12 protein-coding genes are annotated in these 16,615 nt (G+C 68.6%); 2 read left to right on the plus strand and 10 right to left on the minus strand.

Features of this window, described 5'->3' with window-relative positions; all coding sequences use genetic code 11:
* Window positions 1-328 precede the first annotated feature (328 nt).
* On the plus strand, window positions 329-2,275 hold the full coding sequence (locus ACW5EG_RS07200; protein WP_457021142.1) for an FTR1 family protein: 1,947 nt from the start codon (window positions 329-331) through the stop codon (window positions 2,273-2,275).
* A 375-nt stretch (window positions 2,276-2,650) separates the two neighbouring features.
* Here the strand turns inward: ACW5EG_RS07200 and ACW5EG_RS07205 are convergent, their stop codons facing one another.
* From ACW5EG_RS07205 to ACW5EG_RS07235, 7 genes are all read right to left on the minus strand, one after another.
* Window positions 2,651-3,031 carry a hypothetical protein gene (locus ACW5EG_RS07205; RefSeq protein WP_457021143.1) on the minus strand — a complete coding sequence of 127 codons (381 nt, stop codon included), beginning with the start codon at window positions 3,029-3,031 and terminating at the stop codon, window positions 2,651-2,653.
* Window positions 3,032-3,035: 4 nt separating this feature from the next.
* Complete coding sequence (locus tag ACW5EG_RS07210; RefSeq protein WP_457021144.1) at window positions 3,036-3,599, minus strand: bactofilin family protein; 564 nt, start codon at window positions 3,597-3,599, stop codon at window positions 3,036-3,038.
* 163 nt (window positions 3,600-3,762) lie between these two features.
* Window positions 3,763-5,097, minus strand: coding sequence for a glycosyl hydrolase family 8 (locus tag ACW5EG_RS07215; RefSeq protein WP_457021145.1), 1,335 nt, complete (start codon window positions 5,095-5,097; stop codon window positions 3,763-3,765).
* An 86-nt stretch (window positions 5,098-5,183) separates the two neighbouring features.
* Window positions 5,184-6,791 carry a carboxyl transferase domain-containing protein gene (locus ACW5EG_RS07220; protein WP_457018105.1) on the minus strand — a complete coding sequence of 536 codons (1,608 nt, stop codon included), beginning with the start codon at window positions 6,789-6,791 and terminating at the stop codon, window positions 5,184-5,186.
* A 127-nt stretch (window positions 6,792-6,918) separates the two neighbouring features.
* A complete protein-coding gene (locus ACW5EG_RS07225; RefSeq protein WP_457021146.1) occupies window positions 6,919-7,290 on the minus strand; it encodes a hypothetical protein in 372 nt (123 codons plus the stop codon).
* Window positions 7,291-7,437: 147 nt separating this feature from the next.
* A complete protein-coding gene (locus tag ACW5EG_RS07230; protein WP_457018107.1) occupies window positions 7,438-7,773 on the minus strand; it encodes a hypothetical protein in 336 nt (111 codons plus the stop codon).
* A 130-nt stretch (window positions 7,774-7,903) separates the two neighbouring features.
* Window positions 7,904-9,076, minus strand: coding sequence for a thiolase family protein (locus tag ACW5EG_RS07235; protein ID WP_457021147.1), 1,173 nt, complete (start codon window positions 9,074-9,076; stop codon window positions 7,904-7,906).
* 151 nt (window positions 9,077-9,227) lie between these two features.
* On the opposite strand from ACW5EG_RS07235, the gene ACW5EG_RS07240 reads away from it, so the two are divergent.
* Window positions 9,228-12,065, plus strand: coding sequence for a S8 family serine peptidase (locus ACW5EG_RS07240; RefSeq protein WP_457021148.1), 2,838 nt, complete (start codon window positions 9,228-9,230; stop codon window positions 12,063-12,065).
* A gap of 89 nt (window positions 12,066-12,154) precedes the next feature.
* Here the strand turns inward: ACW5EG_RS07240 and ACW5EG_RS07245 are convergent, their stop codons facing one another.
* The 3 genes from ACW5EG_RS07245 to ACW5EG_RS07255 all read right to left on the minus strand — a co-directional run bounded on the left by ACW5EG_RS07245 (window position 12,155) and on the right by ACW5EG_RS07255 (window position 16,604).
* On the minus strand, window positions 12,155-13,312 hold the full coding sequence (locus tag ACW5EG_RS07245; protein WP_457021149.1) for an acyl-CoA dehydrogenase family protein: 1,158 nt from the start codon (window positions 13,310-13,312) through the stop codon (window positions 12,155-12,157).
* A gap of 281 nt (window positions 13,313-13,593) precedes the next feature.
* On the minus strand, window positions 13,594-14,694 hold the full coding sequence (locus ACW5EG_RS07250) for a Glu/Leu/Phe/Val dehydrogenase dimerization domain-containing protein (protein ID WP_457018111.1): 1,101 nt from the start codon (window positions 14,692-14,694) through the stop codon (window positions 13,594-13,596).
* Between the two features lie 347 nt (window positions 14,695-15,041).
* On the minus strand, window positions 15,042-16,604 hold the full coding sequence (locus ACW5EG_RS07255; protein WP_457021150.1) for a phospholipase D family protein: 1,563 nt from the start codon (window positions 16,602-16,604) through the stop codon (window positions 15,042-15,044).
* Between the last annotated feature and the right edge of the window lie 11 nt (window positions 16,605-16,615).

Below are 16,615 nucleotides of genomic sequence, written 5' to 3' on the forward strand. Positions count from 1 at the left end.
AGGGGGCGCACTGCCTGTGCGCGAGCTGTTCCGCCACGGAAACCGGCCGTGGGCCATGGCCGGAATGCCGTTCCGCCCAACCGATACCGACTGTCGACAGGGATGGGCCGGACAGACGCGCTGTCGATCCGGGCAGCATTCAATGCGGCACGTGCGCCAAGGCAATGCTGAAAGCCCGGTTTGTCATTCCGAACGCAGTGAGAGGCGCTTTACAACGGCGAAGCCGGTCAATCTCGGAGAATCAACAACATAGATCTCTCGCTACGCTCGAAATGACAGTGCTTCAGCGTTGCCCTAAAATGGATGAGTCCCATTCTCATTGCATCCCATGCTCCCACGCCGCCTGCTGGCAACGCTGCTGCTCAGCGTCGCCCTGATCTGCACCTGCACCTGCGCCTTCGCCTTCGCCGCCGAGGCGTCCGTCGCCACCACCTGGCGCCTGCTCGACTACATCGCCGTCGACTATCGCGAAGCCGTGGCTGGTGGCGAGGTGGTCAACCAGCTCGAGTACGACGAGATGCTGGAGTTCTCGGCCACCGCGGCGGCCGCGATCGATGCGCTGCCGCAGGCGCCCGGGTCCGCGCAGCTCAAGCGTGAGGCCGGCGCGCTGCAGCAGGCCATCGTCGACAAGGCCGAGCCCGACCGCATCGCGGCGCAGGCGCGTGGACTTGCGGCGGCGCTGGTGCAGGCGCACCCGATCCCGCTGATGCCGGCCAGCGCCCCGCAGCATGCGCGCGGCGAAGCGCTGTACGCGCAGCTGTGCGCCAGCTGCCATGGCGCGACCGGTGCCGGCGACGGGCCGGCCAGCGTCGGCCTGGATCCGCCGCCGATCGACTTCAGCGACCGCGCGCGCGCCGACGAGCGCAGCGTGTTCGCGCTCTACCAGGTGATCGAGCAGGGTCTGGAAGGCACTTCGATGATCAGCTACCGCGGCCTGCCGCCCGAAGACCTGTGGGCGCTGGCGACCTACAGCGGTGCGATCGCCTATCCCGAAGCGCTCGCCGAGGCCGGTCGCATGCTGCTGGAGCGCGACCCGGCGTTGCGGGCCAAGCTCGACCTGGAGCGCTACGTCAGCGCCACGCCGGCGGACCTGGCGCAGGAGCTGGGCTCGCCGGACGACGCCGCGGCGATCGTGGCCTACCTGCGCCGGCACCCCGAGGCGTCGCAGTCGCAGGTGCAGGATCCAAGCTCGGCGCTGGCCGTTTCGCGCGGGCTGCTCAGGGACGCGATGGCCGCCTACCGGGGCGGCGACCCCAAGCGAGCGCAGGACCTGGCGCTGTCGGCGTACCTGGATGGCTTCGAGCCCGTCGAGCCGCTGCTCGCGGCGCGCGACAAACCCCTGATGGTGAAGATCGAGGCGGCGATGGCGCGGTTGCGCTCCAACCTCGCCGCCCGCGTCGACGCCGATACGCTGCAGGGCCAGGTCGAAGCGCTTGATGGACTGTTTGCCGAGGCCGAGCAGGTCCTCGCGCGGGACGACACGTCCGCCACCGCCAGCTTCGTCGCCGCCTTCACCATCCTGCTGCGCGAGGGCCTGGAGGCGCTGCTGATCGTGATCGCGATGATCGCGCTGCTGCGCAAGGCCAACCGTCAGGAGATGTTGCCCTGGGTCCACGGCGGCTGGCTGTCCGCGCTTGCGGCCGGCGTGGTCACCTGGGCGCTGGCGACCTGGGTCATCACCATCAGCGGGGCCAGCCGTGAGCTGTCCGAAGGCTTTGGGTCACTGCTGGCGGCGGTGGTGCTGGTCTGGGTCGGGCTGTGGATGCACGGCAAGAGCCACGCCGACGCCTGGCAGCGCTATGTGCGCGACAAGCTTGGGCACGCGCTGGGCAGGTCTTCGGGCGTGTTCCTGCTGGGCCTGGTGTTCGTGGTGGTCTATCGCGAGGTGTTCGAGACCATCCTGTTCTTTGCCGCGATCTGGAACCAGGGCAGCCAGGGGGCCGTGCTCGCCGGCGGCGCTACCGCGGCGCTGGCGCTGGTCGCGATCGGCTGGGCGTTGATGCGCTACAGCCAGCGTCTGCCGATCGGTCAGTTCTTCCGCTACAGCTCGCTGCTGATCGCAGTCCTGGCGGTGGTGCTGATCGGCAAGGCGGTCTCGGCGCTGCAGGAAGCAGGCTACCTGCCGGTCACCTGGCTCGAAGGCTGGCCGCGGATCGAACTGCTGGGCCTGTATCCGACGATGGAGGGCATTGGCGCGCAGCTGCTCGTGGCGCTGGTGCTGGTGGTCGGCTTCATGCTGTCGAACCGCGCGGCGCGGCAGGTGTCACCGGCCTGAGCCGAGGCATCCGCGCCTGCGGCGGCAACCCGAACGGTGAATGCCGCCCGATCCAGAAAGACAATGGATCCCCGCTTGACCAGCCTTCGGCTGTTGTAAAGCGCTTCGCGGGGATGACGGTGAGCTCAAGATGACACCGGATGGATAGGTCGGCTCGCCCGTTCGGGCTGGCTGCCGCCTGGCGGGTCAAACAGGCACGGCGCGCGTAGTGATATCCGCGACACGCCGGACCCTGTCATCTCGAACGCAGTGAGAGATCTCCAGGGTCGGCTACCGCGACGGAAAACAGGATCCCTCGCTGCGCTCGGGATGACATCCGAAAGATGATGACATCCGAAAGATAAAGTCAGCCGGCGCGCCCCGCACGCCGGCAGATCAGTGCCTCAGTCCCCGCTTGGCCGCCTTGCGCATGTCGCTGGTCGGGGTGACTTCCACCGACAGGTTGAAGGTGCGCTCCTCCCCGGCGTGCATCGCACCAACACCGACGACATGGCGGGCAAGCTCGTTGCCCTCGTCGTCGCGCACGGTCAGCAGCACCGAATATTCCCAGGCGCCGCCTTCGGCCGGGTGCCGGATCATGCCCTCGACCTGCAGGGCGGTGGTGCTGGCCAGCACCGCGCCCGGACCGGTGCGCGGCGTATCGAAACGCAGGTAGTGCTTGCACGACGGGCAGATGGTCGCGCTTTCGAGGATCGTGGTCTTGCAGTGCGGGCAGGTGCGCGTGGCACCTGCCGTACCCGGCTTCGGCGCGGCCATCGGCTCAGCTGGCCAGTTCGCGCGTCTCCGCCTCGCCCTTCGCCTTGTCCTTGCGCGGCGCCGCTGCGGATTCGGTGGCGTCCCAGCCGCATTCGACGTGGCCGCGGATCCTGGAGCCGGCCGCGACGGTCAGCGAGCCGGCCTTGATGTCGCCGGTCAGCACGGCTGAATCGAGCAGATCGACCTTGGAGGCCGAATCGATGTTGCCGTCCAGCTCACCGGCCACGACCACCTGCTTGGCCTTGACCGCGCCATTGAGCTTGGCGCCGTTTTCGATGCGCAGGTTGCCCTGCACGTTGACGTCACCCTTGAAGCGGCCGGCGATGCGGATATGGCCGCTGCCTTCGATCTTGCCTTCGATGGTCAGGTCGGCGGCGATCAGCGATTCCTTCGCGACCGGCTCGGGCGCGGTTGCCGGTACGTTCGCACGGGGCGGCCCGACCTGGGTGGGGCTGAAGTCGGCGACCCCAGGAGCTTCCCGTGGCGGTGTGGCCGGCGGCGCATCGGGCGCGAAGGACGGGATGTCCTTGCGTGCGTTGGCGTTGTTCTGGGAGGGGAAAATGGCCATGTCGCGGGATTCCTCGGGCTGGGCAGGGACCGTCCGGGCTGGCGCGCCCGGACGGCGATGGGGGCCTTGGAGGCTAGCACGTTGACATGGCCTTCACTCTGTGACGCCGCTCACCGAATCCGTGTCGCGGCAAGCACTTGCCGCACTTTTTTGAGCTGCGCCGTTACCGGGCGGCAGCCTCCGGCAGCCAGACCTGGTACTGCCCGCCCAGATGCAGCAGCGCCATCATCTGGAGTACCCCGTCGTAGTAGCGGAACTGACCGGTGGGCACCGGCCGCTCCCACAGGGCGCGCACGAATTCGAGCCTGCGCGGATGGTCGGCCGCCAGGCTGGCGACCGCGTTCATCGCCACCAGCCCCGTGGTCTGGCCACCGCCCAGCGGCTGGCCGTCCAGGGTGTAGAGGCTCACGTAATCGTCCAGGCCCTGGCCGTGGAAGAACGCCTGCAACCGGTTGGACAGCTCCACCTGGCGCGGATCGGCGCGCCACCACGACCAGTCCATCGACCAGTTCATCGCGCTGCGCCAGGCGTCGTAGCGGAAGTCCACCGATTCGGGCCGCCACGAGGCCGCCCAGGGGCTGCCGTCGAAGTTGCCGTAGTCGGGGGTGAGCGCGGTCTGCGGATGCGCTGCGGCGGCGAAGTAGTCGCGGCTGACCTGTGCAGCCTCGCGCCAGAACTCGCGATCTGCCTCGGGGCCAAGCTGCGCCCAGACCTCGTAGAAGGCGGGGAGGTGGTAGGACGCGTCGGTGTGCGCGGCGTTCACCACGTCCGGGGTGAAGCGCACCATCTTCGCGTCGCGGTCGAACAGGTTGACCGCGGTCATGGGGCCGCGATTGGTCGGGCCGGTGATCGACTCGCGATGCAGCACGTCGGCAAGCAGGCGGTCGGCCTGCGCGCGATAGGCATGGATGCCGTCGCCGTCGCCCCAGCGCGCCGAAGCAAAGTACAGCGCGGTGATGAAGTACTCCTCGCCGTCGGGCGCGGGCATCTCGTCGATCGCGGTGCCGTCGGTCCGCACCGACCACGCGAAGTAGCCATGCGCCGGATGCGCGGGATCGGCGTGGTACATGTGGCGCATCGCCCAGTTCCAGATCGCGTCGAACTCGCGCTTCCGGTCAAGCTGCACCGCGATCATCATCCCGTACGACATGCCTTCCGAACGCACATCGTCGCTGTTGACGTCGAGGATGTAGGCCAGCGGGCCATCGGCGTTGCTGCCGGCGTCGTAGTAGATGGCCTGGTCTTCCGGATCACCGTGGAAGAGCTGCGCGAAGCTCGCCTGGATCTTCGCTTCGATGTCGGCCTGGCTGTAGCCGGCTTCGGCGAAGAGGTTCGGATACTGGCCGGTGACGGCAGCGCCGGCATCGGCTTCGGGTGCGGCATTGGCGAAGCGATCCCCGCCGACGGTGCCGGTCGAGGTCGCGGCGCAGGCCGTCAGCAGCGATGCCAACAGGACCAGGGCGGAGGCGTGGAGGACTTGGCGCAGCAGCTTGGGCATGAAGGGCAGGGCGGTGCTGGTCGGGGCGACGAAGGTAGCAGACCACGTTGATCCGGATGCCGCCCCGCCAACTGCGCCCAGCATCACTACATCCGGAACACGCCGAACTTCGCCGGTTCGATCGGCGCATTGAGCGACGCGGAAATCCCCAGCCCCAGCACGCGCCGGGTATCGGCCGGATCGATGATGCCGTCGTCCCACAGCCGCGCCGTCGCGTACCACGGGCTGCCCTGGCTTTCGTACTGCTCGCGGATCGGCGTCTTGAACGCCTCCTCTTCTTCCGCGGACCATTGCCCGCCGCGCCCCTCAACGCCGTCGCGCCGCACCGTCGCCAGCACGCTCGCCGCCTGTTCGCCGCCCATCACGCTGATGCGCGCGTTGGGCCACATCCACAGGAAGCGCGCGCCGTAGGCACGGCCGCACATCGCGTAGTTGCCGGCGCCAAAGCTGCCGCCGATGACCACGGTGAACTTCGGCACGCTCGAACAGGCCACCGCGGTGACCATCTTCGCCCCGTCCTTTGCAATGCCCGCGTTCTCGTACTTGCGGCCGACCATGAAGCCGGTGATGTTCTGCAGGAACACCAGCGGGATGCCGCGCTGGTTGCACAGCTCGATGAAGTGCGCGCCCTTGAGCGCGCTCTCGCCAAACAGGATGCCGTTGTTGGCGATGATGCCGACCGGGTAGCCGTGCAGGTGCGCGAAGCCGGTCACCAGGGTCTTGCCGTAGCGCGCCTTGAACTCGTCGAGCACGCTGCCGTCGGTGATGCGCGCGATCACCTCGCGGATGTCGAAGGGACGCCGCGTGTCCTTCGGCACGATGCCGTACAGCTCCTCGGCCGGATGCAGCGGGTCGCGCACCTCGCGGACCGCCACCGGCAGCTGCTTGCGGCGGTTGAGATGCCCAACGATGCCGCGCGCGATCTCCAGCGCGTGCCGGTCATCCTCGGCGAAGTGGTCGGCCACGCCGGAGACGCTGGTGTGCACGTCGGCGCCGCCAAGCGACTCGGCGTCCACCACCTCTCCGGTGGCGGCCTTCACCAGCGGCGGCCCGCCCAGGAAGATCGTGCCCTGTTCCTTGACGATCACCGACTCGTCGCACATGGCCGGCACATAGGCGCCGCCGGCGGTGCAACTGCCCATCACCACGGCGATCTGCGGGATGTTGTCCGCGCTCAGCCGGGCCTGGTTGTAGAAGATCCGGCCGAAGTGTTCGCGATCGGGAAACACCTCGTCCTGCAGCGGCAGGAAGGCGCCGCCGGAGTCGACCAGGTAGATGCAGGGCAGCCGGTTCTCGCGCGCGACTTCCTGCGCGCGCAGGTGCTTCTTGACCGTCATCGGGAAGTAGGTGCCGCCCTTGACCGTGGCGTCGTTGGCCACGACCACGACCTCCTGGCCCATCACCCGGCCGATGCCGCAGACCATGCCGGCCGCGGGCGCGGCACCTTCGTACATGTCCTCGGCGGCCAGCGGCGCGATCTCGAGGAAGGGCGAGCCAGGATCGAGCAGGGCAGTGATCCGGTCGCGGGCGAGCAGCTTGCCGCGCCCGGTATGGCGCGTGCGCGCCTGTTCACCTCCACCATCGGCCGCCCGCGCAAGACGACGCTCCAGCTCCTCGACCAGGGCGCGGTGGTAGGCGACGTTGTCCAGGAATTCCGGCGAGCGTGGATCGAGCTGCGAGGTCAGTGCGGGCATGGTGCGCATCTGCAATGGGATGCGCCGAAGGATACGTGAGCGTGCGCGGCGGTGCGCCCGCCTGGCCGATGCCGCAAAAGGAAAGGCCCGCACGTGGCGGGCCTCCCGGTCGATCATGCAGCGTGGATCAGTTGCGCGCGGCTTCTTCGGCGTTGGCGGCGGCGTCCTTCACCGCACCGGCGGTGTCGGCGGCGGCTTCGCGGGTGGCGGCAGCGGCGTCGTCGGCGGCTTCGCGGGTGGCGGCAGCGGCGTCGTCGGCAGCGGCCTCGGCGTTGTCGGCGGCTGCTTCGGTCGCGGCAGCGGCGTCGGCATAGGCCTCTTCCGAAGCGGCGGCGACGTTGTCGGCGGCGCGCTCGGTGGCGGCGGCGGCGTCAGCGGCAGCCTGCTCGGCGGCGGCGGCGTTGGCGGCCGCGTCTTCCTTGGCACCGTCGGCGGTGTTCCCGCAGGCGGCGAGGGCCAGCATGCTGGCGGCGGCAATGGCGATGAGCTTCGTGTTCAAGGGTGATCTCCGGAATCTGGGTGGTGGGATGTCGTCCGGCCCGGGGCTCCCCACAGGCCGCAGCGCAATTGTGCAAAACGGGATGTTAAAAAAAGAAAAGCCGCCGGACGGGCCGGCGGCTTCCTTGACTACCTTGCGGCGTCGGACTTACGGGGTCGCTTCCTGGGCAGCGTCCTCGGCGTCCTTGGCAACGTCTTCCGCAGCCTCGGCCGTATCGGCAGCCGCGTCAGCAGCCTCCGAGGTCGTGGCGGCAGCGGCGTCGGCAGCAGCGTCGGCAGCAGCGTCGGCAGCGGAAGCTGCGTCGTCGGCGGCAGCCTGGGCGGTGTCGGCGGACGCAGTGCCGTCGGCCTCGACGGCAGCGGTTGCGGCGTCGGCAGCGGCGTCAGCCGCGTCGGCAGCGGCGTTCTCGGCCTGCTGCTGGTTGCTGCACGCAGCCAGGGCGAAGCCCAGAGCCAGCGCAAGCAGAGCCTTGTTGATGGTCATATCCGTCTTCCTCGTCTGAAGTTTGGCAAACGCGCAAGGTTGCGCGCCATAACAATGATGACAAGCCCGTGACCGCTGTCAAGCGGGATCGCGTGGAAATTTGTCAAGGCGACGTTAAGCGTTCACCGGCTCAGACCAGCTCGACCGCGATCGCCGTCGCCTCGCCGCCGCCGATGCACAGGGTGGCGATGCCGCGCTTGCCGCCTCGTGCGCGCAGCGCGTAGAGCAGGGTCACCAGCAGGCGGGCACCGCTGGCGCCGATGGGATGGCCCAGGGCGGTCGCGCCGCCGTTGACGTTGAGCTTGTCGTGCGCGATGCCCAGCTCACGGATTGGCGCCATCGCCACCACCGAGAAGGCTTCATTGACCTCGAACAGGTCCACCTGGTCCACCGACCAGCCCACCTTGTCGAGCAGGTTGCGGATCGCGCTCACGGGGGCCGTGGTGAACCACTCGGGCTCCTGCGAGAAGGTGGAATGGCCGACGATGCGTGCAATCGGTTCCAGCCCGAGCTTTGCCGCATTTTCGGCGCTGGTCAGCACCGTTGCCGCCGCACCATCGGAGATGCTCGACGAACTCGCGGCAGTCACCGTGCCGTCCTTGCGAAACGCAGCGCGCAAACCAGGGATCTTGGACACGTCCGACTTGCCCGGCTGCTCGTCGGTGTCGAACTCGACCTCGCCCTTGCGGGTGGACACCTTGACCGGGACGATCTCGTCCTTGAACGCTCCCGATGCGATCGCACCCTGTGCGCGCGTGACCGACTCGATGGTGAACGCGTCCTGCTCCTCGCGGGTGAACCCGTACTTGTCGGCGGTCGCCTCGGCGAACACGCCCATCGACTGGCCGTCGTAGGGGTTGGTCAATCCGTCCCAGGCCAGGTGGTCGACCAGCTTGGCCTCGCCGTAGCGCAGGCCCGGGCGCGCCGACACCATGTGCGGCGCATTGGTCATCGACTCCATGCCGCCGGCGACGACCACGCTGGCCGAACCCGCCTTGATCAGGTCGTGGCCGAGCATCACCGCCTTCATGCCCGAGCCGCAGACCTTGTTGATGGTGGTGCAGCCGACGCTGCTGGGCAGGCCTGCCGCCAGCGCGGCCTGGCGTGCAGGTGCCTGGCCGAGGTTGGCCGGCAGCACGCAGCCCATGATCACCTCGGACACATCCTCGCCCTTGATGCCTGCCTGCTCGATCGCGCCGCGGATGGCGGTGGCGCCCAGGGTCGGCGTCGGCACGCCGGTGAACTGGCCGAGCATGGAACCGATGGCGGTGCGCTTGGCACCGACGATGACGACGTCGCTCATGGAAAACTCCGGGACCGCGTGGGGAGACATCGATTATCGCTCCCGCCGGAGCGGCCCGGCAAACGGACCCCTGGTTCGCTGGCTCAGCACCCGGAATGGCGCTATAGAGGCGTGGGGCGCTCGACGCAGGGCGCGATCAGGGGTGGCAGCGATGCAGGACCGGGCAAAGGGGAAGACGTCGTTGCTGGCCGCGGCCGTGGTATCGGCCTGCCTGCTGGCGGCCTGCGGCGGTGGCGGTGGCGGTACCCGTCCGAACCCGCCGCCGCTGGCTCCACCGCCGGTCACGCCGCCGGATACGCCACCGGTCGTGCTGGAACCCGATCCGGCCTACAGCCACCATCTAGCCTGGACGGGCGCCGCGTCGGCGCACGCCGCCGGCCTGACCGGCGCCGGCGTGCGCATCGGCATCGTCGATAGCGGTGTCAACCGCAACCATCCGGCGATGCGCGAGGACCGCGTCGTGGTCAACCTCAATTACATCGATCCGGCCAGCAACAACCTGCGGCTCGATGACGTGGTCGGCCACGGCACCGCGGTCGCCCAGATCGCGGCCGGCATGCCGTTCGGGCGCTGGCCCGGCGGCATCGCGCCCGGTGCGCAGATCGTGTCGGCACGCATCATCAACGACAAGCCGCCGGAGGACGACGGTACGGGGCAGGGCAACGAGGTCGACGGCGCGCTCGGGCTGGCGCCGATCCACGCCGACCTGATGCGCCACGGCGTGCGCGTCATGAACAACTCCTGGGGCGGCCTGTACTGGACCAATGCCGCCGCGACGGCCCCGATCGCGGCCGAGTATCGGCCCTTCATCGTCGACCACGGTGGCCTCGTGGTGTTCTCGACCGGCAACGCCGGCTTCGCCGACCCCTCCGATACCGCCGCCCTGCCGAGCCAGGCCGGCACCGGCGGCAGCAGGCCCGCGGCCGACCTCGAGCGCGGCTGGTTGGCCGTGGCCGCGCTCGATGCTGCAGATCCGGCGCGGCTGGCGGTCTATTCCAACGCCTGTGGCGTGGCGATGCACTACTGTCTGGTTGCGCCGGGCACGGTCGTCTTCACCGGCACCGATGATGCGCCCGACGCGCCGGAGTACTACCAGGGGTCCGGCACGTCGTTCGCGGCGCCCATCGTCTCCGGCGCGGCGGCGCTGGTGTGGGAGGCGTTTCCGTACTTCGACAACGACCTGGTGCGGCAGACGCTGCTGGGCACTGCCACGGATATCGGTGATCCGGGCGTGGACGCGGTGTTCGGCTACGGGCGGGTCGACATCGCGCGCGCGGTGGCTGGACCGGCGCGCCTGGACTGGGGCGACCTCATGGTCGACTTCGACGGCATCAGCTCGCGTTGGGGCAATGCGCTGGAAGGCCAGGGCGCACTGGTCAAGCGCGGCAACGGCACCCTCGTGCTGGACGCCTCGGCCGGAAATGCCGGCGGTATCCGCGTGGAAGAAGGCGCGCTGCATGCCCATTTCTATGTGTCCGGCGACGTGGCGGTGGAACGCAACGCGAGCTTCGGCATCGGCATCGCGGTCGACGGTGACCTGCGCAACAGCGGCAGGGTGGAACTGCTCGAACGCGAAGGCGCAGGCGCCGGACTCACTGGGTCTGATGTCGGCGGCCACTACAGCCAGGCCGACGGCGCCGTGCTTGCACTGGACATCGGCCAGTTCCTGTCCCCGCTGACGGCCTCGCTCGACGGAACGCTGCACGTTCGCGGCGTGCAGGAGGGCTACACGACAAGCGACCGCGAACCGGTGGTCTCGACCACGCTTGGGCTGGACGGCCGCTTCGACACGATGACCTGGGCCGATTCCCTGTTCCTGGAGGCGACGCTTGGCTACGACGACTTCGCCGCCTGGCTGGACATCGAGCGTGCCGACGTCGTCGCTGCGGCCAAGGCGATGGCCGGCATGCGCGCCGCGGGATTGTCGGCCGCGCAGCGCGTGGAGAACGCGTTCGCCGGCATCGACCGCGTGACCGAGGACCCCGCCGGCACCGTGGACGACGACCTCCTGCGCCTGGCCGGCGAGTTCCAGGCCATCGGCGACGAGGGGCAGGCCAAGGCCGCGTTCGACAGCCTGTCCGGCGAGTCGCACGCGCTGGCCACCACGCTCACCTTCGATGCGATCGACATGGGGCGGCGTGCGCTGTCCTGGCGTGTGGGACAGCTGCAGCCCGGTGGGCGGCAGGCGGGCGCATGGAAGCAGTCGCTGGGTACAAACGGTGCGGGAACCGGCATCGCCGGCGGCGGCTTCCAGCTCGATGGCTGGCTGATGGGCAGCGACCAGGTGCTGGCCAACGGCCTGGTCACCGGTTTCGCCTTTGGCGAAACGCGCGCCGACGGCTGGGTCGGCGGCAACCGCGACCGCAGCCGCGACCGGCAGACGCAGGCCAGCGTCTATCTCGGCCGCCTGTCTGCGGATGCCTATGCCACCGGCCAGTTGACGACCGGCCGCTACGACCGTGACATCGAGCGCTGGTTGTTCGCCGGTGCCGACGCGCGCACGGGCGTGTCCAGCGCGTACGCGGGCAGTTACACCAGCCTCGGCACCGAGGCGGGGCGCCGCCTCCAGCTGGGCGAATGGCAGCTCACGCCCTGGTTGGGCGTGGACCACGTGCGCCTGCACAGCGACGGTTTCGAGGAATGGGGCAGCGGGTTTGGCCTGCGCGCCAACGCCGCCACCCTGACGCGCACCCAGGTCACCACCGGCCTGCGCGCCAGCCGCGACTGGCATGGCGTGCGGCTGCACGCCTGGTCGGAGTGGCAGCAGACCCTGCAGGCCAGTGGCTTCGACATGCAGGCCAGCTTCACCGGCATCGACAGCTGGTCACCGCTGCCGCTAGCCGGCGCGGCGAAGTCCGGCGGGCTGCTCGGCGTTGGAATCGACACATGGCTGGGCCACAACGCGCAGCTGTCGCTCGCCTGCGACCAGCGCTTTGGCCCGCGCGGGAATGAGCGGATGGGATCGGTGCGCTACGTACTGGGGTTCTGACGGCGGCCACCTGTCATTTCGACCGAAGGGAGAAATCTCTGCACGGCGAAGCAGATCTCTCCCTGCGGTCGAGATGACAGGACTCCGCGTCAGTGGTTTCCCGCCACCAGCTCGCGCCCGATCAGCATCCGGCGGATCTCGTTGGTGCCCGCGCCGATCGCATAGAGCTTGGCGTCGCGCAGGATGCGCCCGGTTGCGTACTCGTTGATGTAGCCGTTGCCGCCCAGCGCCTGGATCGCCTCCAGCGCCACCTGCACCGCGGCTTCGCTGGCATGCAGCAGGCAGCTGGCTGCGTCGATGCGCGAGCGGTGGCCGGCGTCGTAATCCCGCGCCACCTGGTAGGCGAATGCGCGCGAAGACTGCAGCGAGGTGTACATGTCGGCGATCTTGGCCTGCATGATCCCGAAGGTGCCGATCGCCTGGCCGAACTGGCGCCGTTCGCGCGTGTAGGGCAGGGCGATGTCGAGTGCGGACTGCATCAGGCCCAGCGGCCCGCCGGTCAGCACCAGGCGTTCGGTGTTGAGCCCGCTCATCAGCACCTTGACGCCGTTGTTGACCTCGCCCAGCACGTTCTCGTTGGGGATCTCGCAGTTCTCGAACACCAGCTCACAGGTGTTGGAGCCGCGCATGCCGAGCTTGTCGAGCTTCTGCGCGGTGGAAAACCCCTTCATGCCCTTCTCGACGATGAAGGCGGTCATGCACTTGCTGCCGAGCTCGCGGCTGGCGGTGCGCATGTAGACCACCAGCACGTCGGCCTCGGGGCCGTTGGTGATCCACATCTTGTTGCCGTTGGCGATCCAGGTGTCGCCCTTGAGTTCGGCGCGGCAGGACATCGAGCCGACCACGTCCGAACCTGCGCCCGGCTCGCTCATCGCCAGCGCGCCCTTCCACTCGCCGGTGCACAGCTTGGGCAGATACTTCTCGCGCTGCGCCTGGTTGCCGTTGGTATGGAGGTTGGACACGCACAGGTTGGAGTGCGCACCGTAGCTCAGGCCCACCGAACCGGAGGCGCGCGAAACCTCCTCCATTGCCACCAGGTGGGCCAGATAGCCCATCCCGCTGCCGCCCAGCTCGACGGGAACCGTCATCCCGAGCAGGCCGAGCTCGCCGAGCTTGAGCCACAGCTCCTGCGGGAAGGCGTTGTCCTCGTCGATCGACGCGGCCCGCGGCGCGATCTCGGACTCGGCGAACCGGCGCACCGCCTCACGCAGCGTGTCGATGTCCTCGCCGAGCGGGAAAGTGCGCATGCCGTGCTTCCTTGTGGGACTGGTTTCACATGCTACAACGGGCGTGTCGACGCGTCGCCGCGTTTAGCTCCTTCCCCCGCTTGCGGGGGAAGGTGCAACAGCGCAGCGTCGTCGTTTTGGCTCCCTCCCCCGCGGAGCGGGGGAGGGTTGGGGTGGGGGCGAGCAGATCGTCGCGCTGTTTCCACGCACGCCTTTGGCGCGCGCCCCCATCCCAGCCTTCTACCCCGAGGGCACGTAGCCCCGCTGGCGGGGGAAGGGGCAGTAGCGGGGAACCCGAGCCTTCAATTCCCCCTTACGCGCCCCTGGAAACGCGGGGTGGCGCGACCCATCGGCAGCTTGAGCTTGCCGATGGTCTCGATGCGCTCTTCGGCCAGGCGGTCGGCGGCCTGGTAGGTGGGGATGTTGTCGCGGTCAGCGATCTCGAAGATGCGGCCGAGGTTGTGGTAGATCGTGCGCATCATGCGCATCGCGCGTTCGCGGTTGTAGCCGTCGATCTCCAGCGAGATGTTCATCACGCCGCCCGCGTTCACCGCGTAGTCCGGCGCGTACAGGATGCCGCGGCGCGTGACCTCGTCGCCGATTGCGTTGCTCGCCAGCTGGTTGTTGGCCGCGCCGCAGATCACCTTGGCCTTGAGCCGCGGCAGCGTCTTCTCGTTGACCGTGCCACCCAGTGCGCAGGGCGAGTACACGTCCACGTCGACGTCGTAGATCTCGTCGGGGCCCACGGCCTCGGCGCCGTGTTCGCTCACCGCCTGTTCCACGCGCGCCTTGTTGATGTCGGTGACGTAGATCTTCGCGCCGCGATCCTTCAGCAGCTTCACGAATTCCATGCCCACGTGGCCCAGGCCCTGCACGGCATAGCTGTACTTGCCCACTTCCTCGTCGCCGAACTTGCGGTTCAGCGTGGCCATCAGGCCCTGCAGCGCGCCGTAGGCGGTGAACGGCGACGGGTCGCCCGAGCCGCCATGCACCTGGTGCACGCCGGTGACGAACTGGGTTTCGCGATACACGTATTCCATGTCGCTGACGTCGATGCCGACGTCCTCGGCGGTGATGTAGCGCCCGCCCTGCGTGTCGACGAACTGGCCGAAGGCGCGGAACAGCGCTTCGGACTTGTCCTTCGAGGGATCACCGATGATCACCGCCTTGCCGCCGCCCAGGTTGAGGCCGGCCACCGCGTTCTTGTAGGTCATGCCGCGCGACAGGCGCAGCACGTCGTCCAGCGCTTCCTGTTCGGTCGCGTATGGCCACATCCGGGTGCCGCCCAGCGCGGGGCCGAGCACGGTGTTGTGGATGGCGATGATCGCCTTCAGGCCGACGTCCGGGTTGTGGCAGAACACGACCTGCTCATGGCCGTAGGTCGCAAGCTGTTCAAAGATCATGGATAAAACTCCGTCGCGGGCGCCGCGCGTGCTGCGTGCGGGACCCTTGATCAGGTTGGGAGTGGGCTGACTGGATGTGAAGATCGGCCCGCGTGGCGGGCGGTCAGGCGTGACAGGCGCGGCATTCTACGCCCGTCTCCCGGGAAATGCCCGTCAGGGGTGTGAAGGCGAGGGCGGGTGGCGGCGGGGGCTGCATCCGTGGCGCTTGCCTGATCGGGGGCCGTCAATAGCTGTCATCCCGAGCGCAGCGAGGGATCTCGGCTCCGGAGGCGCCTGCGGCGAGATCCCTCGCTGCGCTCGGGATGACAGCTGTGCGCTCGGGATGACAGCATCGTGTGCGCCACGCCCTAAAGCTGCGATTCCACCGGCAGCCAGCCCACCACGCGGGCCAGGACGCGGGTCAACAGGCCCGATTCCGGCTCACGGTCCAGGACCACCGGCGGGTCTTCCACCCGGTCGAGCCAGCGCAGGTCGTCTGCCCCGTCCAGGTACACCCAGTAGCTCTTCTCGCCGCCCGACAGGCGCAGGTATTCCTCGCGCAGCGCCAGCGCCAGCGGCTTGTCGTCGAACAGCACGCCCATCTCGGTATTGAGCTCGATCGAACGCGGGTCGATGTTGAACGAGCCGATGAACCCGTAGCGGTCGTCCACCACGAAGGCCTTGGTATGCAGGCTGGCGCCGCTGCTGCCGAACAGGCTCGAATCCGAACCCTTCACCTGCGGCCGCATCTCGTACAGCTTCACGCCGGTGCGCAGCAGGTCCTTGCGGTAGTTGGCGTAGCCGCCGTGCACCGCGATCACGTCGTTGGCCGCAAGCGAGTTGGTGATCACGCCCACGTGTGCGTCGCGCTCGCGCACCAGCGCCGCCAGCGCTACCACGCCCTCGTTGCCGGGCACGAAGTAGGGCGAGATCAGCAGCGCCTTGTGCTGCGTATTGCGCACCACCTCGAACAGCTCGGCCGCCAGGTACTCGCCCGGCTGGTGCTGCTTCCACTTCAGCGGTGGATCGGACAGCACGCGGATGCGGTCGGACCAGTGCGGGCTCAGCTCCTCGGCCAGGTAGGCGCGCACGTTGGGCGACAGGTCCACGCGGTCCAGGTAGCGCCGCGCCACGCGGCCGTTGGCCTCTTCCTTGATGCCCGCCAGCACAGCCTCGAGCTTCTGCCGAGGCTTGCGGTTGAGCTGGGCGATCGGCACCACCGCATCGCTGTTCCAGAAGTCGTCGAAGATCGCGCTGGCCTGCGACACCGCCGGCCCGAACAGCAGCACGTCGAGGTCGCGGAAGTTGGTCTGGTTGTGCGCGTCGAAATACTCGATGCCGATGTTGCGCCCGCCCACGATCGCCACCTGGTTGTCGGCAATCCAGGCCTTGTTGTGCATGCGGTAGGTGATCGAGAACATGCGTTGCACCATCTCGATCACGCGCGCCACGCCGTTGCGGTTGCGGAACGGGTTGTAGACGCGGATCTCGATGTTGTCGTGCGAATCCAGCGCCAGCAGCGCCGCATCCTTGCCGGAGGTGTTGATGTCGTCGAGCAGCATGCGCACGCGCACCCCGCGCTCGGCCGCCTTCCAGGCCTCGTACATCAGCAGGTGGCCGGTGAGGTCGTCGTGCCAGATGTAGTACTGCAGGTCCAGGCTGCGCCCGGCCTGGCGCGCCGAGATCGCCCGCGAGGCGAAGGCATCCAGCCCGTCGGGGATCAGCAGCGCCGCGGTCTTGCCCGGATTGCGCGCCAGCAGCGGCTCGAGTTCCTGGTCCAGCGCGGTCTGCCCCGGCACCACCGGCAGCACCAGGCCCGGTGCGCCCGTTGCCGGCGGCATCAGCCGATCGGCCAGCAGCACACCGCTGCCCACCAGCAGCGTCAGGGAGAACAGGCCCCAGACCAGAATGCGTTTGATGCGCTTTTTCATGGAATCCAATG

This window comes from Luteimonas sp. A611 (assembly GCF_054072715.1).

Coding starts and splice junctions, on each gene's coding strand:
- ACW5EG_RS07200 (WP_457021142.1), top strand. CDS start 329: ATGCTCCCACGCCGCCTGCTGGCAACGCTGCTGCTCAGCGTCGCCCTG.
- ACW5EG_RS07205 (WP_457021143.1), bottom strand. CDS start 3,031: ATGGCCGCGCCGAAGCCGGGTACGGCAGGTGCCACGCGCACCTGCCCG.
- ACW5EG_RS07210 (WP_457021144.1), bottom strand. CDS start 3,599: ATGGCCATTTTCCCCTCCCAGAACAACGCCAACGCACGCAAGGACATC.
- ACW5EG_RS07215 (WP_457021145.1), bottom strand. CDS start 5,097: ATGCCCAAGCTGCTGCGCCAAGTCCTCCACGCCTCCGCCCTGGTCCTG.
- ACW5EG_RS07220 (WP_457018105.1), bottom strand. CDS start 6,791: ATGCCCGCACTGACCTCGCAGCTCGATCCACGCTCGCCGGAATTCCTG.
- ACW5EG_RS07230 (WP_457018107.1), bottom strand. CDS start 7,773: ATGACCATCAACAAGGCTCTGCTTGCGCTGGCTCTGGGCTTCGCCCTG.
- ACW5EG_RS07235 (WP_457021147.1), bottom strand. CDS start 9,076: ATGAGCGACGTCGTCATCGTCGGTGCCAAGCGCACCGCCATCGGTTCC.
- ACW5EG_RS07240 (WP_457021148.1), top strand. CDS start 9,228: ATGCAGGACCGGGCAAAGGGGAAGACGTCGTTGCTGGCCGCGGCCGTG.
- ACW5EG_RS07245 (WP_457021149.1), bottom strand. CDS start 13,312: ATGCGCACTTTCCCGCTCGGCGAGGACATCGACACGCTGCGTGAGGCG.
- ACW5EG_RS07250 (WP_457018111.1), bottom strand. CDS start 14,694: ATGATCTTTGAACAGCTTGCGACCTACGGCCATGAGCAGGTCGTGTTC.
- ACW5EG_RS07255 (WP_457021150.1), bottom strand. CDS start 16,604: ATGAAAAAGCGCATCAAACGCATTCTGGTCTGGGGCCTGTTCTCCCTG.